We start from the raw sequence: 23,906 nt of genomic DNA on the forward strand, positions 1-23,906 counted from the left end.
ACGTGCCGCGGCCGGGGCCGCACGTCCGTGGGCCGGTCCGTCACTGCACAGGCCGAACCGTCATGGGAAGCCCGCCCCGCATGCGCAGGGACATCATCGGCTCGGGCGTCCTCTCGCCGCCGGGCACCACCTCCAGGACCAGATCCCGTGTCAGGAGGGCGGTGACGAAGACCGCCTCCATCATCCCCAGGTTGCTGCCGACGCAGAATCGGGGACCGGCACCGAACGGGATATAGGCGTAGCGGGGGCGGTCGGCGACGCGCGCCGGGTCGAACCGCCCCGGATCGAACCGCTCCGGCCGCTCCCACAGACCCGGATGACGGTGCAGGGTGTACGGGCAGATCAGGACGTCGGCGCCGGCCGAAACCGAGTACGGTCCCACCTCGTCGGACTGCCGGGCCACCCGGGGCAGGATCCACACCGGCGGATACAGACGCATCGCCTCCTGGACGACCTGCGTCGTGTACGTCAGTTTGCGCAGGTCCCCGGCGTCCGGGGCCCGGCCGTCCGCGAGCACCCCGCGGGCCTCCTCGCGCACCAGATCCCTCACGTGCGGATGACGGGCGAGCAGCAGCAGGGTCCACCCCAGCGTGCTCGCCGTGGTCTCGTGCCCGGCCAGGAGCAGCGTCACCAGTTCGTCGCGCAGCCGCCCCTGCCCGGCCCTCGGACCGCCCTGCCGGCGAGCAGCCGCAATCATGAGGGCGAACGCGTCGTCGTCCTCCTCTCCGTCCCTCATGCGGGCGCTGCGGTCGGCCACCAGTTCGTCGACGGTCCGTACGAGTTCCCGGCGGGCTCTGCGGAACCGCCGCTGCGTGGCCAGCGGAGCCCACGTCGGCACCATGTTCTGGGTGACCATGTCGAACATCGCCTGGTCCTGCACCGCTTCGAAGGCGTGGGCGATGCCCCCGTGCCCCCCGAGGTCGGTGTCGAGCACGGTCCGGCCCAGCACACCGAGGGTGAACCCGGTCACCTCCTGGAGCACGTCGACGGGTCCGTCGGCGCCCCGTCGCGCCAGCAGGTCCCGCAGCTTCACGGTCTCATCCGCCACCGCGCCGGCCTGAGCGGCCACGTGCGCCGGTCTGAACGCCGGCTGCACGGTGCGCCGCTGCTCGCGCCACAGGTCGCCCTCGCTCGTCAGGAGACCGTCGCCGAGCATCTTCCGGGACTCGACCAGACCGATGCCCTTGCGGTAGTTGGCGGCGTTGTCCGCCAGCACGTGCTTCGCGTAGTCGGGCCGGTTGAAGACGAACAGCTTCTTCGGCCCCAGGGAGACCAGCACGGCGTCGTCCAGCGCCGCCGCGTCACGCACCATCCCGAGCCGGTCGACGGCGAGCTTGCGCAACAGGCCGGGCAGCGACCGCAGCGGAGGGGAGACCGGACGCCGCCCGTTCATGCCGCACCCTCCTGTCGCCCGTCGGGCAGGCGGCGGAACCGGCCCCGGTGGAACAGCAGCGGCTCCCGGTCGGGAGACTCCCTCAGGGTGAGCACCCGCCCCACGCATATGGTGTGGTCCCCACCGTCGTAGGCACGCCACGTCGCGCACTCGAAATGCGCGGCGGCGCCGGCGATCAGCGGAGCGTCCGCCGACCGGCCCGGCACCCAGCCGATGGTTTCGAACTGGGCCGGGCCCCTCGGCCGGGAGCGGTCGGCGAAGTGCCGGGCCACCTCCTCCTGCCCGGCGTCCAGGACGGACACGGAGAAGGTGTCGGCCTCGGCCAGGAGACGGTGCATCACCGTGTCCCGGCCCAGACACACCAGCACCAGGGCCGGGTCCAGGGAGACGGAGGTGAAGGAGTTGGCCGTCATGCCGTGGGGCGAGGAGCCACCGACCGTCACCACGGTCACGCCAGTGACGAACGTCCCCAGCGCGCTGCGCAGCCGCTGCGGATCGGCCGCTCCCCCCGCGGGCGAGGAGAGCGCGGCGGCGAGTGTCCTCATGCCGTCCGCCCTGGCAGTGCCCGCCTCTGTGCGCCGTACGGCTCGAGGGCCCGGACCAGTGCCTCGGGGACCAGCGAGGGCACTGTGTCGGTGTTGGGCCCTCGCATGCAGGCGACCCGCTGCCGGCCCCTGGCGACCAGGGCCTCGCCGCCGTCGTCGTCCACCTTGACGTAGTCGAAGGTGAACTCCAGCTGGGTCTGCCCGAATTCGGACAGCCGCATCCGCACGGACAATTCGTCGAAGGCGGTGATCTCGGCGAAGAACTCACAGTCAACCTTGAGCGTGAACAGCTTGAGGTCGTCCTGTACGTCCGCGAGGACCTCCGGTGCCTTCTGCTTGAGGAACAGCTCCCGGCAACGTCCCTGCCAGCGGAGGTAGTTCACGTAGTAGACGTTGCCGACCAGATTGGTTTCCTCGAAACCGACCGTGTGCCGGTACTCGAAGTAGTCATCCGACATAGTCCGGGGACCGCCCTTCCAGCAGTTGCGGGGTGCGCGTCAAGAATGCGAAGACGGCGGGTTCCAGAGCGTCCCGCAGGACCGTGACGAAGGTCGCGATCCGCAGGTCGCCGGCGGTGAAGACCACCCACGCCTCCTTCTTCTGCGGCAGCACGGTCAGCGGTGTGCCCGCCGCGGCGCCCGCCTTCCTCAGGCACTCGACCGCGCTCCACACCCGGGTGGCGGCCGTGTCGGGAGCCTCGCCGGTCTCCCGGGCGACGAGTTCGGCGACTGCGGCGTGCTCGCCGAGCAGCCCCCGCCACTCGCCCGGCTCCCGCATGCTGACGGCCTCCATGTCGCAGGCCACCTCCGCCCGGGCCACGGCGCTCACGGTGAGTTCCAGGCCGTGGGAGGCCGAGACGTGCCACCCGCCGTCCATCTCCGGCCGCCCGTCGGGCCGGTGGCGCACGGTCACGGGAGCCCCCAGGGCCCGGGAGGCCGCGACGGTGGTGAAGGCCCGGCGTTCGGCGACCGACCCGGCCGGGCTGTCGCCGTGGGGTTCGACCGTCACCGCGATGCGCGCACCGAGCACCTCCTCGAGCGTCCGCTCCAGGTACGGCCCCAGCAGGGGCGCGACCCAGGGGCCGGAGCCGTTGGTCTTGCGCACCGCGTGCAGGGTCAGGCCTTCCCAGCGTTCGACGACGGTGCCCTCGGCGTCACGTACCGCGATGTCGTACACGTACGTGTCGCCGTCACGGCTGCGCTCGACCGCGCAGTAGCGCAGCTGGTCGGGGACGTCCCCGCCGGCGCCCAGCGGGTGGACACGCTCGACCCCCGAGGGAAGCAGCGTGGCGTCGGGCACGCACACCTGGTTGCCGTGCATCAGCGCATCGCGCATGCCGGGGTCGGCCAGAAGCATCTGCGCGGGAAGGAAGCCGGCGAACCAGCCCTCCGGCCGCCGCACTGCCACGTCGGCGTCCACGTGCCGGGCCGCCATCCGGTGGAATCGCCGCAACCGCTGGAAGCGGGAGCCCTGGAAGAGGATGCTGCCGTAGAGGTCGCCCGCAGGGTCCAGAGGAACCTCCGGGGTGCCGGCGCCCGTCTGCGACGGCGGTCCCTCCGGGACACCGGCGCCGGAATACACCAGCCGGGCGCGGAAGTGCTCCGCGGCGAATCCGGTGTCCCTGGCGTGGACGGCGACGTCGACCGTGTCCGGTCCGGTCACCGTCGCGGCGACACGGATGGTGGTGCTCCCATCGGGTGGAACCACGATGGGGCGCAGGAAGCGCGCGCCCTCGATGACCGGTGTCCCAGGCCAGCCGGTGGCCGCGGCCGCGACCTGGACCATGGCTTCCATCCCCATCACCGCGGGCATCAGGAGATTTCCGTCCAGCAGATGGTCGCCGAGGTAGGGGTCCGTACCCGCGTTCAGCTCGACCTCGGTGACGAGCTCCACACCGTGGTAACGCACCAGCGGGGTACCGGTGAACCGGAGAAGCGGCAGGGGCGGCAGATCGCGGCGCACCGTCTCGATGCCCTCGGTACGGCCGCTGACGACCGTCACCACCGGCGCGCCGGGGTCCCGGATCAGCCGCAGGAGGATCTCCACCCCCTGATTCGGGGAGACCGGGACGATGCCTTGGCGGGAGAGCGACTCGACGACCGAGAGCTTCTCGCCCATCCCGACCCCGGACCACACCGACCATTCCACGCAGCGGGCGCGGACCTGTGGATGCGTCCGTGCGATCTCCTCGGTGCAGTCGGCCAGCCACTCGTTCGCGGTGGCGTAGTGCGCCTCGCCCCGCAGTCCGGCCCGGCCGATGATGCTGCCGAACGTGACGAGCAGTTTCAGTTCCCCGGCGTCCACTGCCCCGAGCACGGTCCGCAGGCCGTCCACCTTGGGAGCGAGGGCGCGCCGGAAGTCCTCCGGCTCCAGCGCGTGCAGCGGACCGGGTTCGTTACGTCCGGCCCCGTGCAGCACGCCGGTGATCGGACCCAGCACGCCGCGCAGCTCGGCGACTGCCGTCCGGACCTGCTCCGGGCTGGTGACATCGGCGCGGGCGTACCGCAAGGTGACGCCGCCGTCCTCCATCCGCTTCAGGTTGTCGGCCAGTTCCCGGTCCGTGGCCGGGTCGGAGCGTCCCAGCACCGCAAGCCCTGCGCCGCTGTCCTGGGCGATCGCCAGGGCGCACTCGGCGGAGATGCCCTTGCCACCCCCGGTGACCAGCAGGACGTCGGATGCGCCGAGCGGGTTGTCCTGACGCTCGGGGCTCACGGGCAGGGCCCGCAGCGTGGGGACGCGGCGGACTCCGTCCGCGCCGTAGTGCACCTCGGAGAACCGGATCGTCGCCGACACCTCGGCGACCACCCGCTCCACCGTCTCCTCGGTGAGGGGGGTGTCGACGACAGTCGTCACCAGGTGGGACGCCTCCTGGTGGAGGGTCTTGACCAGGCCCGCGGCGGCGCGGCCGTGCTGCACCAGCACGAAACGGCTGTCCTTCGGGGCGGCGAGCGCCCGCTTCGCCGCCGCGAGCGCCAGGTCGATCCCGTCGGCGGAGCACCGGGGCGGCAGACAGACCAGGACCCCGGAACCCGTCTGGGCGTCCTGAAGCGCCGTGCGCAGTGTCCCGGCGATCCCGTACCCCGCCGGCGCGAACAGCTCCCAGGTGCCGCGAGCCGCTGCCGGACCGGCCGGCGGCCGGGCGACCTCGTCCAGGTCCACCGCGAAGGGACGCACCCACGGCGCCGCCCCGGCGATGAGCGAAGCCGCACCGGCACCGGCCGGGCCGCCGGTAGCGGCCAGGCTCTCGAGCGCCTCGGCCAGTTCCGCCAGAGTGGCAGTGGCGAAGTTCGTCGGCTCCTGCGCCGCCGGGGCGATACCGAGTTGCGCCATGGCCTGGTTCACGATCTGGCCGACGGTGATGGAGCTCAGGTGCAGGTCGTCCAGGAGCTTGCTGTCCGGGCCCACCAGGTGGGCCGGGAGTTCGGCGCGCTCGGCGACCAGGGCACTGAGGACCTCGATGGCCTCGGCGCCGCTGCTCTCCTCCTTCCTCTCCTCCTCCTGAGGTGTCCGCCCGGACCCGGCGGCGGAAGCGGTGGACGCGTCGTCCGAGGCCAGGGAGTCCAGTGCCGGCGCAGGTGACACGGCCGCGGACTGCGGCTCTTGTGCGCGAACAGCAGGTACGGCGGACGGCTCGGCGGACTGGGGCGCCACCGGCACGGCCGTCGCCGGTGCCTGTTCGCACGGGCTGGCCAGGAAGGAGAGTTCCTGGCCGATCCGGAGCGGGCGTGTCCAGCGGTCCCGGAAGAGGCGCTCGAGGGCGACGGGCGCGCCGACGACGAACGCGGCGCCCACCACCTGCAGGAGCGAGCGCAGGGACTCGTCGTCCGTGTCGAGGGAAACCGCGGGAACGTTGGTCGCCGCCCCGGCCAGGTGGCCGAGCACCCGGCCGGGGCCCACCTCGATGAACAGGTCGACGTCCTTGGCCGCGGCCCGGACCGCGTCGGTGAAACGTACCGCAGCGGTGATCTGCTCCCGCAGCAGCGCCGACAGGTCGGTGCCCGGTGTCAGCTCCGCCCCGGTGACCGTGGACACCACACGTCCGGCGGGCTCGCGGAAGTCGACGCTCTTCAGCCAGTCGCCGAACGACTCGGCGGCGGACGCCACGAGCGGTGAGTGGAACGCGTGGGACACGGCAAGCGGCGTACACGTCACGCCGGAGCGAGCGGCCCGCCTGCGTACCTCCTCCACTTCGTGCACCGGACCCGAGACGACCGTCTGCTCCGGACCGTTGTAGCCGGCCACGACCACGGAGAGGGCGCCGATGAGCTCCTCCGCCCGCTCCGGTGCGGCCCCCAGTGACGCCATGGTTCCCGACGCCCCGTGCTCCGCCATCGCCCTGCCGCGCACGCCCGCCGCCTCGATCAGGACGTCCTCGTCGAGAGCCCCGGCCCAGCACAGGGCGGAAAGCTCGCCGAGGCTGTGCCCGACACCGACGGACGCCTCCACACGCAGCTCGTCCAGAACACGCAGACCCGCTGCCGAACCGGTGACGATGCGCGGCTGGGCCACTTCGGTGGCCACGGTGTCCGAGCCCGGCGCCGACGCGGCGCGAGCCAGCACCTCGGCGGCCTCGGGGAAGCGGCGGCTCAACGCACCGCCGCCGGTGCCGCGTCCGGAGCCCTGGCCGGGGAACAGCAGACCGATCCGTTTGCGGCCGGTGGCCTTGCCGAGGAGGGTCCGGCCGTCCGCGGCCCAGTGCTCCGTCTCCCCCCGGTCCACAAGGTCCACGAGGCGGCGCAGCCGGTTCTCGGCATCGTCCGGAGACGTCACCACCGCCGCCGCCCGGTACGGAAGGCCCCGCAGCTCGCGCTGGAGGGTGGTGGCGAGGTCGGCGATCTCCCCGTACGAGAGCCGCACGACGTAGTCCGCGACCTCGGTCAGCCTGTGGCTCAGCTCTCGGGCCGAGGCCCCCTCGAACAGCAGGAGTTCGCTGTCCTGCAAGGAGTCGGCCAGGGGGGTGAGCCGGCGGACGGAAGCCGGCCGGCGCCGGCCGGACGGCTCGTCCAGGACGACGTGCGTGTTGATGCCGCCGAACCCCATGGCGGTGATGCCCGCGCGGCGCGGCAGCTCCCGGGGCCAGACCTCCGCCTTGCGCAGCGCCTTGAGGTTGGCCCCCGGCTCGGTGAGCAGCTCATGCGGGTCGGAGGTGCCGATGGAGGGCGGGACGGTCTGGTTGTCCACCGCCAGGGCCGCCTTGATCAGACCCGCCACGCCTGCGGCCGCCTTGGTGTGGCCGATCATGCCCTTGATGGAACCGATGGCGGCGACGGGCGCCTGCGGGTCGGCTGCCGAGCGGGCCTTCATCAGCGCCGTCAGCTCCGTCGCGTCACCCACGGCCGTTCCCGTGCCGTGGCCCTCGAAGAGGGGGACGGTCTCGATGCCGAACCCGGCACGCGCGTAGGCACGCTCGAGGGCCAGGCGGTAGCCGTCGACCTCGGGCCGGGTGATCCCGCCCTGGCCGTCCGAGGACACCCCCCAGCCTGCGACGGTCGCGTAGATGCGGTGGCCGCGTGCGATCGCGTCCTCTTCCCGCATCAGCACGACCACTCCGCAGCCCTCGCCGGGCCAGAAGCCGTTGGAGCCCTTGTCGTACAGCTTCATCTCCCCCCGGGCCAGAGCACCGGTCTTGGCGAAGCCGATGATCTCGAACGGGTCGATGGACAGGTCGACCCCACCGGCGACGGCGACGTCCAGGTCGCCGTTGGCCAGAGCCGTTCCGGCGGTGGTGACCGACAGCAGCGAGGAGGAGCAGGCTCCGTCGACGGTGTATCCGCCGCCGTTGAGGTCGAAGTGGTTGCAGATCCGGCCGGCGATGGTGTTGGAGAGCCCGCCGGCCAGGGTGTCCTCGTCGACGGCCGGGAACGGCGCCTTGTAGGAGGTCTCGACCTCCTCGAGGAACGCGGTGATCCGGGCCTCGTCCCAGTCCTGCTGTCCGGCGAGCGCGGCCGCCATCACTCGCCGCACGTACGGCCAGCGCAGCCGCATGACGTTGGCACGGGTGAATTCACCGGTGAGCGTGTTGCCCATGACGACGCCGGTCCGCTCGTGCGGCAGACCCTCGCCCGCCGGGAACCCGGCGTCGGCCAGCGCCCGCCCGGCGGTGTCCAGGGCGAGCCAGTGCGTCATGTCGGTGGACCTGAAGGTACTGCCGGCGATCCGGTGGGTGACGCGGTCGAAGGAGTACCCCTCCAGCACGGCCGCGTTGCGGGCGTAGAAGGTGTCGGGTGTGGACGGATCGGCGTCCCAGTAGTCCTCCAGGCGTATGCGTTCCTCGGGCAGGCGTCGAAAGGCACGGCGTCCGGCGACGGCGTTGGCCCACAGCTCGGCGGGGGTGGTGGCGTCGGGGTAGTGGCAGGCCATGCCGACGATGGCGATTCTGGTCATGCCGACACCACGATCCTGCGGTCGTCCGCCTCGCTGTCCTTCGGGTTCCCGGAGCAGGAGCAGGCCCCTTCGGCGCAGCCGTTCACGCACGGGAGTGCTGCCGAGTGCTCGGCCGGGGTGCGCTCGACGGGGGGCTTGTCGGGGGTCAGGCCGACCGCGGCAACGGCCAGGGCCTCCTCGGCGCGCCGGCGGGAGACGATGTCGCTGACCCACAGGAAGCCACCGCGGATCCCGCAGACCAGAGCGGTGGCGAAGAAGATCCCGTAGGCGACACTCAGCGCCGTCAGGAGGCCGTAGGCGGCGGCGACACCGCCGCCGAAGGCGATCTGGCCCCACTTGGAGGACGGCGTGGTGCCGGGGTCCGTGATCATGTAGTTCGTGAAGAGCACGAACGCCACACCGGTCATCATCGCGAGGGCCGCGGGTATCGACGTGCCGAACAACAGACCGCGCACGACCGCCTGCACGGCGAACCCGCCGACCCACGCGACGATGAGCCACATGCGTTCGGTGAGCTTCGCGTTGAGCATGGTGCCGAGCGTGAGGATGACGGCCGGCACGAGCCAGTCGATGCCGCCGTCCACGTACTCGGTGAAGTGGTACGGCGGGGCGATCGACGCCCAGGGGAACAGCAGCAGGATGACCGCGATGCCGAGGTTCGAGGGGTTCATGAAGTGGCGCATGCGGCCCCTCACCGGAGCCCGCAGCACCCACTTGGCGCCCACCGCCACCACGACGCCGAACACCATGACCCACACCTGGTCGTTGACGTAGGTGAGCATGTTCACCGCGAGGGCCGTGATGTGTGCGGGGTAGAGGAATTCCATCAGCCCTCGGAAGCCGCCCCCGCGGAAGCGCGGCGTTCGCTTCTCGGCGCGTGCACCGACGGCCTCGAGCGTGAGCTCCACGGTGTAGGCCGTCGCCAGCGCGATGAAGGGCCAGACCCAGGGCTGTTCGAAGCCCAGCACCGTGTAGCCGACGATGTTGAGTACGGAGATCGAGATCGCGAAGCGGCGGAGGGCGGTGACGACCTTCGGATTGTGGCGCGGTCCCGCCGTCTGGGCCAGGGGCTGTGCTGCGGACATGGTCACTTCTCCTTGAGCTGGCTGCCGAGCTCGAAGCTGTGCCTGCCCGGCGCCAGCCTCACTTCCTGCTCGTGGACGTCACCTTGGCGGTCGCGCCAGGTGACCGTCCCCGAGACCTCGCCCTGGACCTCCTCGCCCAGGCCGATGTGGACATCGGTGCTTCGTTTGCCCGAGTGGCCACCGCCCCCGTCGACGCGGGCGACGCTCTTGCTCCCGTCGGGCAGTTCGACGCGGACTTCGGCGCCGACCGCCGGAGCACCGTCGGGGTGCGTGAGCACGAGCTCCAGCCAGGAGCCGGGCTCGGGGGAGGTGTTGCGGTAGAAGACGGGCTCGTCCCACTGGCGGGCGACGGCGATGTCGAGGCGGCCGTCGCCGTCCACGTCACCGGTCGCGATGCCGCGGGTCGGCACAGGATCCCCGAGGCCCAGCGCCGTGGAGAGGTTGATGTAGCGGCCGGTGTCCTGGTCCTTGGCGAAGAACCGCATCCGCTGGCTGCCGGCGAGATCGTCTCCCTGCCTGACGTTCGGCCACCAGGTGGGGTTGGCGATCAGCGCGTCGTTGGCCGTGGCGAGTTCCTGCAGCTGCGGCCAGCGGTTGTTCTTGCCCTTGACGAAGCCGAGTGCCTGGGTGATCTCCAGATCGCCGTTGTTGTCGAAATCGCCCATCTTCACGTCCCAGCCCCAGCCGGACCAGGCCAGGCCGAGGTCGGTCGACTCGTCCCGGTAGGGCGCCTCGCCGTTCTCGAAGCGGGACCGCAGGTCGGCCTTGTCGTCGGCCTTGTTGATGAAGGCGAAGTTCGACTCCTGGATGCCGAACGACGTCGTGATGTTGCTGACGAACATGTCGTACAGGCCGTCGTGGTCCAGGTCGCCGAAATCGACACCCATCCCCTTGAACGAACTGCGTCCGATCTCCTTGGACTTGGGAACGGTGCCGGAGTGGACCGCCTTGACCTCGCGGAACTCGATCCGGCCCGGCCGCGAGGTGTTGTGCAGCAGCGCCGAGGTCCCGAAGTCGTGGGCGAGGAAGATCTCGGGAAGACGGTCGCCGTCGAGGTCCGCGGCGGACGCACCGAGGGACCAACCCTTGTTCAGGCCCTGCGGCAGGGCGTCGTCCGTCTTCTCGAAACCGGACTCGGTCCAGCGGAAGAAGTGACCGCCACCGCCGTTCTGGGCGTGCGACAGCGAGTCGTTCATGGTCACGTCGCCGTCCTTGGACGGGTCGAGGACCGGGCTGTCGGGGAAGTAGTTCCCGATGTAGATGTCGTCGTGCCCGTCGCCGTCGAAGTCGGCGACGGCGGCCGTGTTGCTGTTCCACAGCGGACCCGTGTACCGCGCGCCGGGTTTGCCCGGCAGCAGCTCCGTGGGCGTGAACGAGGCAGCGGTGAGCGGCTCACCGCGGCCGCCCTCGTTCTGGAAGATCACGGGGGTGCGGCCCCAGTAGTAGACGAGCAGGTCGATGGCGCCGTCCTCGTTGAAGTCACCGGGCACGCACCCCATCGGAGCCATGGTGTCGCTGGTTCCCAGGGGAGCCGGCTCGAGTGCGAACGGTTCGTAGGCCTTGCCGCGGGAGGGGGCCGGGGTCACCACGGCCTGGTCGATCCGGGGGTCGGTCAGGCACAGATCGTTGGACAGGCCGTCGCCGTCCATGTCGTTGAGGGCGATGCCGGCGCCGACCGACGAAATCCAGGCGTCGATGTGCTCGTAGGCCTTGTTGACCTGTCTGATCTTCTGGGTGGGAAATCCTCCCGGCATGGCTATGGTCATCGGCTCGAAGGCGAAGTCGGCTGCCGTTTCCCTGACATCGGCGGCAGACGGTTCAGGGAGGCGGACGACGTAGAAGACGCTCGCCATGAGGGTGAGCGCGACGATTCCCGGAGAATTCCTGCGTAGCCAGTTCTTCGCCATGGTTACTGATCGGCACCTTTCCGGAGAGTCGATTCGGAAGCGAGGCGGGCAGAAATGTCTCTGCGCCAGTTCTCATAGGCCGGAAGCGCATTCCGGGAGGCAGCGGAGGGCCTGAGGCCGTTGCACATCCGGGACGCCTGCTCGACGGAGACACCGCATACGACACGGGCGGCCAGGTGGGTGTGCTCGCTCACGAGCCCGGCCCTGACCCGGGCCTCGGCCGCGAACGCCGCCCCCTGGGCCAGCGCCCAGCGGTGTTCACCCGCCTGCCGTGCGAACAGGGCGAGTTCCTGCTCCGTGGCGCCCCCGGCGTAGGCGCAGGCGAGACCCGCGCCGGCCCACAGGTCGGCGTGACGGGCTTCGGAGTAGGAGCGGATGAGACCGGCGACCGTGTCCGGGTCCGTGCCGCCGACGAACCACAGCGCCCGTCCTATGCCTTGGTCGATGGCGTGGGCGGTGTAGTGGTTGTGGCCGCCGTTCCAGCGCAAGGGGGCGGGCGGGGAGGGGTCGCGCACGTATCCGGCGGTCTTGAAGTACGCCTGGTGGAAGCCGAACCCGTCCAGGGCCAGCCAGCGCAGGAGGGGATCCGTGGTACGGATGTCCGGCCACAGGGGACGCGGCAGCCGGGCCATCGCCCAGCCGATGCCGACATGGATCATGTAGTCGTGGTGCCGGCCGCGGCCGGACAGCAGGCCCGCGAGCCGGCCGCCGTGACCGGGGAGCGCGTCATGGATGACGGCGCCCATCGCGGCACCCTCGTAGGCGAAGCCGCGGAAATCCCGCGGCACCGTCTCGAGGAGTTCCTCGGCCTCGGCCGGCGAACCCGCCTCGACGGCATAGGCGTACCCCTGAAGGAATGTCTCTCCGACTTGCTCGAGACGCTTCTTGGATTCCGTGTTCTTCACATGGAATCCGCGCACCTTCATTGTCGTCTCGGAAATCGGAGGTGTGAGTAGCCGGCGCCGAAGCGCACCGAATGCAGTAGACACCGCGATAGACCGCCCCTCGTGGCCGAACAATTCCGCGACGAATGTATCCGTGGTTCCGGAACGGCCGTCTACTCCGAGCGTGCTCAGACGGAGACGGCGGAGACCCGTTCGCGCACCCTGCGCCGCCAGATCTCGTAGGCCGGTACGGTTCCGCTCTCGGCCGCGGGGACGGCACAGTCGTCGGCGAGTTCGGCGGCCGCCCGGACCTCGAGGCCGGTGAGGGCGTGCACGGCGGCCCGCGTGTGCTCGGGAACGTGCCCGCAGTGGTGGCGCGCCTTGGCGGCGAAGACCGCTCCCTGGGCCAGGTGTCCACCGTGCGGGCCGGCCTTCCGGCGCAGTGCCGTCATCAGAGCAGGAGCGCCGCCGGCGAAGGTGGCGGCCAGGCCGACACCGCTCCACAGGTCCGCCTGGCGTCGTTCGGCGAATGCGGAGACGGCACCGGTGACATGGTCGACGTGGGTCCCGTGGATGAACCACAGGGCGCGCCCGATGCCCTGGTCGACGGCGCGGAGGAAGTAGTCGGCGTCCCCCTGCCAGGCATACGGCCGCGGACGTCGTTGCCGGCCGGCCCAGCGTGCCGTGTCGAAGTAGGCACGGTCGAATCCGTAGCCGTCCACGGCCAGCCAGTTCATGGCGGGGTAGTACTCGGCGCCCGTGAGCGGGGGCAGGATTCCGCGCCACAGGGGCCGGGGCAGGCGTGCCATGGCGAATCCGATGCCGATGTAGTTCAGGAAGATGTGGGGTCTGCCTCCGTCACCCTGCAGGAGGTCCCGGGTGCGGTGGCCTCGCCGGGGGCCCATCGCGTCCCTGACCGCGCACGCCATCGTCGCCCCTTCGTAGGCGAAGCCCCGGACGTCGGCGTCGACCATGGACAGGCGGCGCTCCGTGTCGGCCAGCGAGCGGTCCCCGATGGCCCATTCGAAACCGCAGACGACAGCCTGCGGGACGCCTTCCAGACGCCTGGTTTCCTCGGTGGAGGTGACGGCGAAACCCCGGCCGGCGAAACTCACTTCGGTCAGCGAGGGCGCCATGACCGCTCTGCGAAACGCTCCCATGATGGACATCACGATCCGCCGCCTCCTCCTCCAGCCGCCCGGTCGGGACGGAGGGGATCATCGTGGGGCGAAGCCTCCGCACAGGGCATCTCCGGTCGTGCGCTGCCGCTCCGGTCACCGCACGTGCCGCATCGTCACTTCCCCGTCACCGACTTCGTGACCGCAGCGCGAACAGCGCAGCTCGACGTGGACGGATCCGTCGCACCCGCGGTGCTCGGCCCTGCGCGGGGGCCCCAGGGGGGCGGGCACGTTCCGGTCGCCCCACTGGATGAGCGCGATGACCGACCGCGTGAGGTCGTGTCCGGCGGGAGTGAGCACGTACTCGTGACGCAGGGGTTTGCACTGGTAGGGGACTCGCTCCATGAGCCCTGCGTCGACCAGTCGCGCCAGCCGGTTCGTCAGGACGTTGCGGGCGATGTCCATGCTGCCCAGGAAGCCGTCGAAGCGGCGGACGCCGAGCAGCGCCGAACGGACGATGAGCAGTGTCCAGCGTTCACCGATGACTTCGAGGGCCCGGGCCAGGCTGCAGTCCTGCCCCTCGTATGTGTGCTTCAGCATGGTTTCACCATGGGTGTCGCCTCCAACCGCGCAGGAGCTGACGTTGTGAGGGTAGAGCCGTCGGGAGGGGAGCGGACCTGTCCGGTCAGGCGGCCTCGGGCCTTTCGGCGGCCGACAGGTGTCCGATCCTGCCGTACGCGTGGGCCGCGGACACCAGGGTCATGTGGTGGTGCCAGCCCGGGTAGGACCGTCCTTCGAAGTCGAGCAGGCCGAAATCGCTCTCCATACGGCGCACCGCCTCCTGGCTGCGGGTCAGCAGCCGCGTCAGAGCGACCACCTCAGCCGCCCGGGCGTGCGTCAGGCTGGTGAGCCACATCTGTACCGGACGTCTGCTGTTCTCCGCGGCCACGGTGAACAGTGAATAGGTGCGCGGGGGGAAGGAGGGGTGGGTGTCCGGCAGGTAGACCCGGAGGGACTTGACCTCCAGGCGCTGCATGTGCGCGTCGGCGGCATCGACCGTCTCGGTGCGTGTGAGGCCGGAATCGAATTCGAACAGGCTCCGGGCGGCCAGGGCCAGGCCACGGTCGTTGGCATCGGAGGGATTCTGGAGGTGCAGGTGCCGACCGAGAACCACCTTGAAGCCGGCCGGCACGGCGATGACGAAGTCACGGTTGCGGGTCGCCAGACCGCGGACGAGCGTATGGGCGCCCGGCACGGTGGCGAGATCGGCGACGACCGGGCCGGCCGACCTGCTGTTGCCCATGAGGAAGTCGGTGAGGGCAAGGGCGTGTTCCTCGACCGGCTGGGGACCGATGTCTTCGGGGATGCGCGCACGCAGCCGCCTGAGGGGGTCGTTGGCCCAGGAGCCGGGCAGCAGCAGGCGCCAGTCGACCGGAACGGCCGCATCAGCGGTGGCGAGAAAGGCCCCCACTCCCACCTGGCAGGTCGCGGAGCGGCCCGTGGCCGGATCGAAGCGCCGGTGCACACCGCAGGAATGCTCCCCTCGCTTGCGTATCACCGCGAAGTCCAGAAGCCAGGCCTGGGGGGTGAGCCTGGTCTCGGCCCAACGTGCTATTTCCTGCCGTACCGGCATCCAGTCCCAGGGGCTGGCGTTGACGAACTGATGCAGCGACTGGGAAACGGTCGGGGAGTCGGACACGGAGGCGGCCAGACGCCGGACGGTCTTCTTTCCCTGAGTGATCAGCAGGGCTTCGAGGTAGGCCCTGGCCCACTTCCGCTGGTCGGCACGTGGCAGGTGCTCGAAGAGCTGATCCGCGTAGGCCGGTATCGAGTACCGGGCGTCCGACGAGGCGTTCGTCCCCATGGCGCGTCCCCTCCCAGTGATGGCCGGCGGCACCTCGGAACAATAGCGAACGTCCTCTTTTTTTCTGACAGTGATTCAGGCATCCCTCCACTTCGCCAAGTCGGCACGGAGATCGAGGACGAGGACCACCTGCGACAAAGCTGATGCGTCTTGGGCAAGTCCCCCTTGGCTGCCGTCGGGCAGAGGTCCAGCATCATCCTGCTGACGCCATGGAAGGCGAGACGAGCAGCTTGCACCGGTGCTTGGCAGCCGTGCACCCCCCCATGCGTCCGTCCACGTGCAGGCATTCGGAGGCAGCATGGTGAGACAAGAACGAGCTGTACGTACCCGCGCGGCCGCGGTGCGTACTACGGCCGCAGAGATCGACCTCAAGGGCTATGACGGGACGTCACTCTCAGCGATCAGCAGGCTCGCAGGCATGTCCGTGGGGGCACTGACCTTTCACTTTCCCTCGAAGAGCGACCTGGCAAATGCCGTCTGGCAAGCGGGGCAGTCCCGGCTGAGGGAGGCGGTGGACCGTGTGGCGGCCAACCGGACACCGCCGTTGCTGAGGGTGATCGAGCTCGGCCTGGTCATCGCGGACCTCATGGAGAACGAGACCACCGTGCGTGCCGCCATCCGGCTGTCCCGGGAGTCGCATGCCCCGTCCCACTGGTCGGACTGCTGGCTGCCGGAAGTGCGAAGGCTGCTCGGCGAGGCCCACCGCGAGGGCCAGCTCAGCGACGACACACCGGTCGAGGACCTCACCGTCCTGGTGCAGTACCTGGTCGACGGCACCGAGGCGTACCTCCGGACCCGGCTCACCACGGGAGAGGGGCGCGACAGCGCCGTGACCCAGCTCGAGCGCCTGTGGGCACTGGTCCTGACGGGGGTGCAGGACACGGGAGCAGTCGGCAGGACCCCGCCGCCGGCCCGGCCCCGACGACCGGCGGACCGCCCGGACTCCGGCTGAGAGCATGCGACCGGATCAGGGCGTCACCGTCCGTGGCGACATGAGCGACCGGTACCAGGGGGCGGCCTCCTCGATGCCGCGCAGAGGGCCGTGTCCCGGTGAGCAGCCGGCCACCCGCCAGACATCCTCGCTGTCGAACCAGTTGTCGCGGGCAACGAGTGCGAACTGGCGCTCACTGACAACGCAATCGGCGCAGCGCAGGCGCCGAAGGCACTCCTGCCAGGACAGCTCGCCCACCTCCGCGAGCGACGGCAGCAGCTCCAGCCGGGCGAGGCCCCTCAGTAACTCGCCACACCGCAGGGGCGCCGGATGGCTCGCGTGGAACACCCTGCCGCGGGAGGGGCGACCCGTGCCGGCCAGACCGACGACGAGGCGGGCCAGGTCCTCCACCGCGACCATGGAGACACGGGCCCGTCCTCCGTCCCACAGGCCGGGGACCGTGTCGAAGAGCTTGGCCACGGCCGGGACCACCCAGCGGTCGCCCGCTCCGACCACCAGGCCGGTGCGCAGCACGTCGGCCCCCGCGGCGAGGGCGGGGGCCTCGCCGGCGAGCCGCGAGCGGCTCACGGCCGAGACGGGCGCTGGCACGACCTCGCCGACGGCGATGCCGCGATGAGGGCCCGGCCCGTAGACGGCGGCGGTCGACAGGTGAACGACACGCTCGACCCCATGACGGACCGCGTCTTCCATGAGCGCCGCCGTGCCGACCGAGTTGACCTTCTCGCACATGTCCGGGTCCGGACCGACGAACGACGCCAGGTGCAGCAGCACGTCGGCCCCCGAGCAGGCCCCTGCCAGGGTCTCGGGCCGGGCCAGGTCCGCGTGCACCCACTCGTCGACGAGCGACGTGTCCGGCTCTCGGCGCCCGAGCGCACGGATGACAAGAGGTCCGGCGCCGGCGCCTCCGGATCTGCGCGACCGGGCCAGTTCACGCAGTGCGGCAGAACCTGTGAACCCCGTGGCCCCGGTGATGACCACGCGCAGTGGAAGGCTCACGTCGCCGGGGTCCTGTCCGCCTGCTCGAACCGCAGGGAGGCCCGCGTCCGAGGGGGCGTGAGGCCGGGCAGCAGATAACGCCACAGCAGGACGATCCTGCTCTGCAGATCCGCACGAGCGCTGGAAACGCTTGAGAACAGCTGGCCGCCGGTGAACGCGCTGACCAAGACGACGGCGAAATCGTGTTCGTCTACCTCCGGGAGCAGTTCGCCCCGCTCGCGCGCCTCCAGCAGGTAGGTCTCCACCAGGGCCACCCACTCCCGGTAGGCGGTGTCGTCGCTGACGCCGAACTCTCCCTGCTCGACGGCGAGCCGGATGCTGGCCCGGATCAGGGGGTTGGTCTGGAGCTCACGAGCGAGGTGGAAGGTGAGGTCGATCACCCGCTGCAGACCGGCACCCTCCGAGGGGAAGGCGATGAAGGTCTGCTGACTGCTCATCACTGCCAGGGCCAGACACTTCTTCGACTTGAAGTGGAAGTACATGCCTCCCTGGGTCACACCGGCGCGGTTCAGGATTTTACTGATGCTCGCCCCGCTGTAACCGCACTCGTCGAACACCTCAGCAGCGGCACGGAGGATCAACTCCCGTGTCCTCGCAGCACGTTCCTGCTTCGGTTCGGCCATCGTTCGACCTCGGAATCATCATCTCGACAAAAAAAACGAACACCCTTATTTTACAGAGCGGATCCTTCGGCCGGTAGATCCGGAGGGCATACGTACGCACGCCCCAGGGGGGATAGGCATGCTTGATACGGACGACCGTCCCGGCCCCGTTGCACCCACGCTGACCACGACTGTTGCCAAGGAGTACGTGCACAGGGCCGCGCTCGCGGAAGTGTTCCTGACGGGCTGGAGCAGGACCGGCCCCGACTCGTTCCTGGTCAGTGCCCAGTGGCCGCGCTGTCACAGCTTCTACAGCTCCGAACACGGTGTCCACGACCCGCTGCTTCTGTGTGAAAGCCTGCGCCAGTGCGGCCTGCTGCTGACCCACGCGGCGTTCAAGGTCCCCTTCGGCTACCAGCTCAGCTGGTCCAGCCTGCGGTACTCGGCCAATCCCGAGGCGATGCGTATCGGCCGCGCTCCCGCCGACATCGAAATGCACGTGCAGTGCACCGACATTCGCTACCGGCGCTCCCTGCCCGTCGCGATGACCATGCGCATCGAGGTGGTGCTCGACGCGGCCCTTCTGGCCGTCGCCACCATCACGTTCGGCCAGCACGCCCCGGCTGTGTACCGCCGCCTGAGAGCCGGACGGTCCGACGCAGCCGGTCTGTGCGCGAACGCCCCGGCCCCGGCCCCGCCCGTCCCCGCGTACGTGGCCGGACGCACCAGGCAGGAGGACGTGGTCCTGTCGCCCACGGAAGACCAACTGCGCTGGCGGCTGCGGGTCGACACCAGCCACCCGGTGCTCTTCGACCACCCGGTCGACCACGTTCCGGGCATGCTGCTCCTGGAGTCCGTACGGCAGGCGGGCCATGCTCTGCATCCGTCCGGCGGCATGATGCCGACGTTGATGGACGTTTCGTTCAACCGCTACGTGGAACTCGACGAACCCTGCTGGATAGAGGCGGAGGCGATGCCTTCGACTGCCAGATCGCGAAAGGCGACACGTGTCAACGCTCTTCAGGGCGGGAGGCTCGCTTTCACGGCCGTCACGCAGATGACGAACATAACCGGCTCCCCTCCCGGCTGAGAGGGGAGCCGCGCTCCGAACGACCGGCGGATGCGGGCGCGCCTCGGCGGGCGAGGACCTCTGCCGGCCAGGGAACGGTGCGGCGGGGAACGCCGGGCCCCGGAACACCTCACGGGGCGTGTTCCGTCAGGACGGTCGCCGCCTCCGTGTCCGAATCGGCGAGTCCTGCCTGCTTCGTCGTCGGCCCCCGCTGAGGCGAACCGGCGGCACCGTCCCGCCGCTCGCCGGAATCGGCCGCCGCGTCCGCGAAGGACAGCCTGACGCTTCGCCGCTCACGCCACAGGTGGAAGACGGCGACGGTGAGGATCGCCGTACCGACGAGGTTGGCCACGAAGTGCCACCAGACGCGGTACGTCGTCAGGGCCGAGCCCGGGGGGATGGCGCCGAACCAGGTGGAGAGTCCGATGGCGCGGTCGGCGCCGAGCGCCACGGAGACCGTCAGCGCGACGTGCTCGAGCCCGTGGATGCCCTGCATCCAGACCCCCATCCGCGCCCACCGGCGGGACTTCAGTTCCGTCACCGCCCGGCCCGTGATCAGCATGATGCCGACCAGTCCGGCGAGGAAGACGTAGTTGCCCGTCAGGTGCAGGATCTCCATTCCCAGCGTGGGGTTGTCCGGGTCGACGACGCCCATGCCGCGAGCCAGGCCGTCGCCCCATGGCGTCATCCAGGCGGGTGCGTCGGGATGCGCTATCCAGTAGGCCGCCTGGGCGATGTGTTCCTGGAAGTGCCCGACCTGGCCGATGACGCCGAGACCGATCACTGCCACCGAACCCCGGTACAGCCAGGGCCGCACCGGGCCTCTGTTCGCCCAGGCGAGGAGGCAGACGGCCAGCCACATCGCGACGGTCCACAGGACGAGGAACACGGCACCCGCGACATCGACGGCGCTCGCGACGGCACTCATGCCCTCCGCGGTGCCCGCCGGATGCGGTGCGTGTGAGGAATGGTCCATGTCTGTTCCTCCGAGAGTCGAGAGTCGAGGGCCCGCGTCACCTGCACTGCCGAGGCGTCCGCGGACATCGATCCGGACAGGACGTCACTGCGCCCACGGGGCGACCGGATACCACGGCAGAATCTCCCTGCGGGCCAGGAGCCGGACGTCCCAGTACAGAAAGGTGAAGGCGCCGGCCACGACGAGCGCGGCACCGGTGACGAGAGCCGCCCGGCCGGGCTTCCTCGCCAGCCAGGCGTGATGGCGGCGGCCGGCGGCCGAGGACAGCAGCAGGAAGAGCACCGCCAGCACGGCGATGTTGCCGACGGACTGCAGCACGAACGCCATTGCGCCGTAGAAGGGGTTGCCGCTCTCCGCCGCGTCCCGGAACAACTGCCGGAACAGCGGGTAGGGCCGGCCCACGAGGAAGCCTCCGACCAGGACGCCGAGAAAGAGCGTCCGCGCATGGACGAAGCGCGCCGACACGCGGGCGAGGGGATCGGGCAGGTAGCCCAGGGCGGCCAGCCCCATCCACAGCATCGCCAAGCCGATGAGGCCGAAGACCACCATCGACTGCACCGAGCGCCCCGACAGCGTCCCTGGAACGTTCTCGGCCTGGGAGAACTGCGGCATGGACGTCCCCACCAGGCCGACGACCGCGCCGTACAACGCGGACACCGTGACCATCCCCAGGGACATCCACCCCAGGGGGACCAGTGAACGGCGCGTGCGTTCCCACCGTGTCCCCGCGGCGTCCATCATCGGCGTGACGGCGCCGAACGCGGCGATGTTGCAGGCCGTGAAGGTACCCGCCAGCCCGGAGACGAAGGCGAACACGGCGCCGGTCAGCACCGAGGTGAGCGGCGCCGCCTCGGGACTGCGCCCCAGCACGGCTTCGGCGACATTGCCCCCGACCGTCTGGTCGACGAACTCCGCGGACCACACCACGGTCAGAAGAAAACCGGCCAGCACACTGAAGGCCAGGACCAGCCCCCGGCGCCGCCGAGAGGCGGACAGGGGATCGAGGGGATCCCCTGCACGCGGCCCGGCACCGATGACCGCCGCCTTCTCCGTTCTTACCACAGCCGGGCCCCTCTCGCTCGCAAGTCGCGTCCATGCACCCCAGGGGACAAATCCGGCATACGGAAGACGTCCCGACGCTCACGAACTGTAGGAACGGTCACGGCCCGGTGGCTTCTTCGAAACTGCGGACGTCGGTACGTCGAACGCCCGGCGCACCACGACTCCCCGGCTCGGCCCGCTACCCTGCGCTTGCCGATAACCTCATCCGCCCTGGTCGGAGCTGGTGTGCGAGGTATACGGGATGTCGAGTGCGGTCGGTCGAGTCTGTGCCGTCGCGCGGCTGTCGATCAACGCGGCATGATGACCGACCGTGCTGCTGCGACTGGCCTACTTGGGCATGGCGAACGCGTTCGCCAAGCAGCGCCTGCTACCGATGAGCGATCGGGACAAGGACATGGAGATCCTCGCCCTGCGCCACCAACTGTCGGTGCTGGAGCGCCAACTCGGTAAGGAGAAGGTACGCTTCAGCCCGAGTGACCGGGCTTTCCTGGCGGCGCTGCTGTACCGGCTGCCGCGGGACGTGCTGCGCAGGCTGCGGCTGCTGATGCGGCCGGACACGGTGCTCCGTTGGCACCGCGACCTGGTCGCCCGCCGCCACGCCGCCAAGTCCAGGCCGAAGCGCCCGGGCCGGCCCCGCACCGTGCGCTCCATCCGCGCCTTGGTGCTGCGCCTGGCACGGGAGGATCCCGCGTGGGGCTACCGGCGCCTGCACGGCGAGCTGCTGGTGCTGGGCGTGAAGGTCGCCGCCTCCACGGTCTGGGAGACTGCGGGAGGCCGGGATCGACCCGGCGCCCGAGCGGACCTCCAGCACGTGGGCCGACTTCCTGCGCTCCCCGGCCGACGCGCTGCTGGCCTGCGACTTCTTCGAGACGGCCACCCTGACCGGGGCACGACTGTACGTGTTCGCCGTGATCGAGCACGCCGGCCGACGGATCCGGATCCTGGGCGCGACCGCGCACCCGACGGCCTCGTGGGTGGCGCAGGCCACGAGGAATCTCGTCATGGACCTGGAGGATGTCAACTGCCGGGCGCGGTTTTTGATCCGGGACCGGGACGGGAAGTTCCCCGCCCTGTTCGACGCGGTCCTCGCCGATGCGGGGATCGAGGTCGTGCTCAGCGGTGTCCGGATGCCGCGGATGAATGCGGTCATGGAACGCTGGGTGCAGACCTGTAGGCGCGAACTGCTGGACCGGACCTTGATCTGGGATCAGCGCCACCTGCTCCACGCCCTGCGGGAATTCGAGCGTTTCTACCATGTGCACCGGCCCCATCAGGGCATCGCGAACGCCCGCCCGTTGAACCCGTTGCCCCCGCCGATCGTCGATCCGGACCAGATCGCCTGCCTCGAGGTACGACGACGCGATCGCCTCGGCGGCCTTCTCCACGCGTACGAGCATGCCGCCTGACCTGCCCGGACGAGGATTTCGGCAAGGGCAGCCTCAAGCGCACACGTAACGTAAGCGTGTGGTCACTTTCCAGGCGAGCGAACACGCACCCCTCGTGGCGGACGGCACCCTGTCAGCGGAGCACCGGTGGTGCGATGCTGGAGACAGCAGCGATCTCCTGTCGGTCCATGGGATGAGGAGTTCAGCCGTGCTGCGTGTCGCCGTCGTAGGTTCCGGACCGAGCGGGTGCTACACCGCACAGAGTCTGGTCCAGCAGGACGCCCAGGTGCGCGTCGACGTCCTGGACCGACTGCCGTGCCCGTACGGACTGGTCCGCTACGGCGTGGCACCGGACCACGAGAAGATCAAGTCGCTGCAGAACAACCTCCGCGCGGTCCTGGAGCACGAGCGGGTGCGCTTCCTCGGCGGGGTGGAGGTCGGCCCCTCAGGAGTGTCGGTCGCCCGGCTGCGGGAGTTGTACCACGCGGTGGTGTACTGCGTGGGCGCCGCCACCGACCGGCGGCTGGGCATCCCCGGTGAGGACCTGCCGGGGAGCTGGTCGGCGACCGAGTTCGTGTCCTGGTACAGCGCCCACCCGGACTCCCCCGGGCAGGGAGGCACCCCCACCGACGACGGGTTCCTGCGCGGGGTCAGGTCGGCCGTGGTCATCGGCGTGGGGAACGTCGCCGTGGACGTCACACGGATGCTGGCCCGGGGGGTGCCGGAGCTGAGCCCGACCGATGTGCCGCACGCCGCCCTGACCGCGCTCGGGGTGAGCCGGGTGACGGACATCGCCATGGTGGGCCGGCGCGGTCCGTCCCAGGCCCGCTTCACCACCAAGGAACTGCGCGAGCTGGGCATCCTGCCGGACACCGGGATCGCCGTGGACCGGGCCGAGTTGGCGCAGGATCCGGCCTACGCCGATCCCTCCGGGCTGCCCGCCCCGCAGCGCCGCAACGTGGAGGTGCTGCGCGGCTGGGCCGAGACCCCCGCACCGAGTGCCCGGCGGCGGATCCGGCTGCGTTTCTTCCTCCGCCCGGTCGAACTGCTCGCCCGGGACGGCCGCGTGGGCGCGGTGCGCTTCGAGCGGACGGTGCCGGACGGGCACGGTGGCGTGACGGGCACGGGAGCGTACGAGGACATCGAGGCGCAACTGGTGCTGCGTTCGGTGGGGTACCGCGGAGTGGCGCTGGAGGGTCTGCCGTTCGACGCCTCGGGCGGCACGGTGCCACATCTGGCCGGGCGGGTGCTGCGGGAGGGTGCCGTGGCGCCGGGCGAGTACGTGGCGGGCTGGATCAAGCGGGGCCCGACGGGTGTCATCGGTACGAACCGGCCGTGCGCCAAGGAGACGGTGGCCTCCCTGCTGGCGGACACGGCCGCGCTGGTCCGCCGGGACGTGCCCGGGGATCCGCTGGTGGCGCTGCGTACCGAGGGGATCGAGCCGGTCGAGTGGGCCGGGTGGCGGGCGATCGAACGGGCCGAGGCGGAACTCGGCGCCTCGCTGGGCCGGAACGTGGTCAAGCTGCCCGACTGGGCCTCGCTGCTCGATGCGGCGCGGAGGACGGGAGCGTAGCGGCTCGGCGGGCGCCGCCACCTGGCCGACCCCCAACGACGGCCAGGGCTCGCGGCCCCCGCGGAACATCCCGATTGTCCGGGACAGCGACAAGCCGCCGTCTCAGGTACC

17 protein-coding genes and 2 pseudogenes are annotated in these 23,906 nt (G+C 70.5%); 5 read left to right on the forward strand and 14 right to left on the reverse strand.

The features are described from left to right. Nucleotides 1–40 precede the first annotated feature (40 nt). From ACIF80_RS32795 to ACIF80_RS32840, 10 genes are all read right to left on the reverse strand, one after another. Entirely contained in the window at nucleotides 41–1,393 is a 1,353-nt protein-coding gene (locus tag ACIF80_RS32795) for a cytochrome P450 (protein ID WP_399811374.1), read from the reverse strand. After that, on the reverse strand, nucleotides 1,390–1,938 hold the full coding sequence (locus tag ACIF80_RS32800) for a flavin reductase family protein (RefSeq protein ID WP_399811377.1): 549 nt from the start codon (nucleotides 1,936–1,938) through the stop codon (nucleotides 1,390–1,392). The genes ACIF80_RS32795 and ACIF80_RS32800 overlap by 4 nt, the downstream gene beginning before the upstream one ends. After that, on the reverse strand, nucleotides 1,935–2,396 hold the full coding sequence (locus ACIF80_RS32805) for an acyl-CoA thioesterase (protein WP_399811379.1): 462 nt from the start codon (nucleotides 2,394–2,396) through the stop codon (nucleotides 1,935–1,937). Before ACIF80_RS32805 ends, ACIF80_RS32800 begins: the two co-directional genes overlap by 4 nt. Further along, the gene (locus ACIF80_RS32810) at nucleotides 2,386–8,322 is read right to left on the reverse strand and encodes a type I polyketide synthase (protein ID WP_399811382.1); all 5,937 of its coding nucleotides are present in this window, start codon (nucleotides 8,320–8,322) and stop codon (nucleotides 2,386–2,388) included. Before ACIF80_RS32810 ends, ACIF80_RS32805 begins: the two co-directional genes overlap by 11 nt. Next, nucleotides 8,319–9,407 (reverse strand): enediyne biosynthesis protein, encoded by a 1,089-nt coding sequence (locus tag ACIF80_RS32815; RefSeq protein ID WP_399811384.1) that lies wholly within the window; start codon nucleotides 9,405–9,407, stop codon nucleotides 8,319–8,321. Before ACIF80_RS32815 ends, ACIF80_RS32810 begins: the two co-directional genes overlap by 4 nt. A 2-nt stretch (nucleotides 9,408–9,409) precedes the next feature. Next, the gene (locus ACIF80_RS32820; RefSeq protein WP_399811486.1) at nucleotides 9,410–11,260 is read right to left on the reverse strand and encodes a CRTAC1 family protein; all 1,851 of its coding nucleotides are present in this window, start codon (nucleotides 11,258–11,260) and stop codon (nucleotides 9,410–9,412) included. 56 nt (nucleotides 11,261–11,316) lie between these two features. Then, complete coding sequence (locus tag ACIF80_RS32825; RefSeq protein WP_399811387.1) at nucleotides 11,317–12,303, reverse strand: DUF1702 family protein; 987 nt, start codon at nucleotides 12,301–12,303, stop codon at nucleotides 11,317–11,319. A gap of 83 nt (nucleotides 12,304–12,386) precedes the next feature. After that, nucleotides 12,387–13,367, reverse strand: a complete 981-nt coding sequence (locus tag ACIF80_RS32830; protein ID WP_399811388.1) for a DUF1702 family protein — start codon at nucleotides 13,365–13,367, stop codon at nucleotides 12,387–12,389. 105 nt (nucleotides 13,368–13,472) lie between these two features. Then, entirely contained in the window at nucleotides 13,473–13,916 is a 444-nt protein-coding gene (locus ACIF80_RS32835; protein WP_399811391.1) for a winged helix-turn-helix transcriptional regulator, read from the reverse strand. An 85-nt stretch (nucleotides 13,917–14,001) separates the two neighbouring features. Beyond that, nucleotides 14,002–15,180 carry an IS701 family transposase gene (locus ACIF80_RS32840; protein WP_399811394.1) on the reverse strand — a complete coding sequence of 393 codons (1,179 nt, stop codon included), beginning with the start codon at nucleotides 15,178–15,180 and terminating at the stop codon, nucleotides 14,002–14,004. 298 nt (nucleotides 15,181–15,478) lie between these two features. Between ACIF80_RS32840 and ACIF80_RS32845 the strand changes: the two are divergent. After that, a pseudogene (locus ACIF80_RS32845) lies at nucleotides 15,479–15,646 on the forward strand (TetR family transcriptional regulator); the annotation flags it as partial. A 45-nt stretch (nucleotides 15,647–15,691) separates the two neighbouring features. Further along, nucleotides 15,692–16,132 carry a hypothetical protein gene (locus ACIF80_RS32850; protein ID WP_399811492.1) on the forward strand — a complete coding sequence of 147 codons (441 nt, stop codon included), beginning with the start codon at nucleotides 15,692–15,694 and terminating at the stop codon, nucleotides 16,130–16,132. A gap of 15 nt (nucleotides 16,133–16,147) precedes the next feature. Here ACIF80_RS32850 and ACIF80_RS32855 read toward each other — a convergent pair whose 3' ends face one another. Together ACIF80_RS32855 and ACIF80_RS32860 are read right to left on the reverse strand one after the other, a co-directional pair. Next, nucleotides 16,148–17,128 carry an NAD-dependent epimerase/dehydratase family protein gene (locus tag ACIF80_RS32855; protein ID WP_399811397.1) on the reverse strand — a complete coding sequence of 327 codons (981 nt, stop codon included), beginning with the start codon at nucleotides 17,126–17,128 and terminating at the stop codon, nucleotides 16,148–16,150. Further along, on the reverse strand, nucleotides 17,125–17,751 hold the full coding sequence (locus tag ACIF80_RS32860) for a ScbR family autoregulator-binding transcription factor (protein ID WP_399811400.1): 627 nt from the start codon (nucleotides 17,749–17,751) through the stop codon (nucleotides 17,125–17,127). The genes ACIF80_RS32855 and ACIF80_RS32860 overlap by 4 nt, the downstream gene beginning before the upstream one ends. A 118-nt stretch (nucleotides 17,752–17,869) precedes the next feature. Between ACIF80_RS32860 and ACIF80_RS32865 the strand changes: the two genes are divergently transcribed. Continuing rightward, nucleotides 17,870–18,820, forward strand: coding sequence for a ScbA/BarX family gamma-butyrolactone biosynthesis protein (locus ACIF80_RS32865; protein WP_399811402.1), 951 nt, complete (start codon nucleotides 17,870–17,872; stop codon nucleotides 18,818–18,820). Nucleotides 18,821–18,929: 109 nt separating this feature from the next. Here ACIF80_RS32865 and ACIF80_RS32870 read toward each other — a convergent pair whose 3' ends face one another. Both ACIF80_RS32870 and ACIF80_RS32875 read right to left on the reverse strand, forming a co-directional pair. Continuing rightward, on the reverse strand, nucleotides 18,930–19,727 hold the full coding sequence (locus ACIF80_RS32870) for a DUF6008 family protein (protein WP_399811488.1): 798 nt from the start codon (nucleotides 19,725–19,727) through the stop codon (nucleotides 18,930–18,932). A gap of 132 nt (nucleotides 19,728–19,859) precedes the next feature. Next, entirely contained in the window at nucleotides 19,860–20,837 is a 978-nt protein-coding gene (locus ACIF80_RS32875) for a hypothetical protein (protein WP_399811405.1), read from the reverse strand. Nucleotides 20,838–21,147: 310 nt separating this feature from the next. On the opposite strand from ACIF80_RS32875, the pseudogene ACIF80_RS32880 reads away from it, so the two are divergent. Both ACIF80_RS32880 and ACIF80_RS32885 read left to right on the forward strand, forming a co-directional pair. Next, nucleotides 21,148–22,243: pseudogene (locus tag ACIF80_RS32880) on the forward strand (integrase core domain-containing protein). Nucleotides 22,244–22,430: 187 nt separating this feature from the next. Continuing rightward, on the forward strand, nucleotides 22,431–23,795 hold the full coding sequence (locus ACIF80_RS32885; RefSeq protein ID WP_399811408.1) for an FAD-dependent oxidoreductase: 1,365 nt from the start codon (nucleotides 22,431–22,433) through the stop codon (nucleotides 23,793–23,795). The last annotated feature ends 111 nt before the right edge of the window (nucleotides 23,796–23,906 follow it).

It is taken from the genome of Streptomyces sp. NPDC085927, from assembly GCF_044540975.1.
GTDB lineage: Bacteria > Actinomycetota > Actinomycetes > Streptomycetales > Streptomycetaceae > Streptomyces > Streptomyces hirsutus.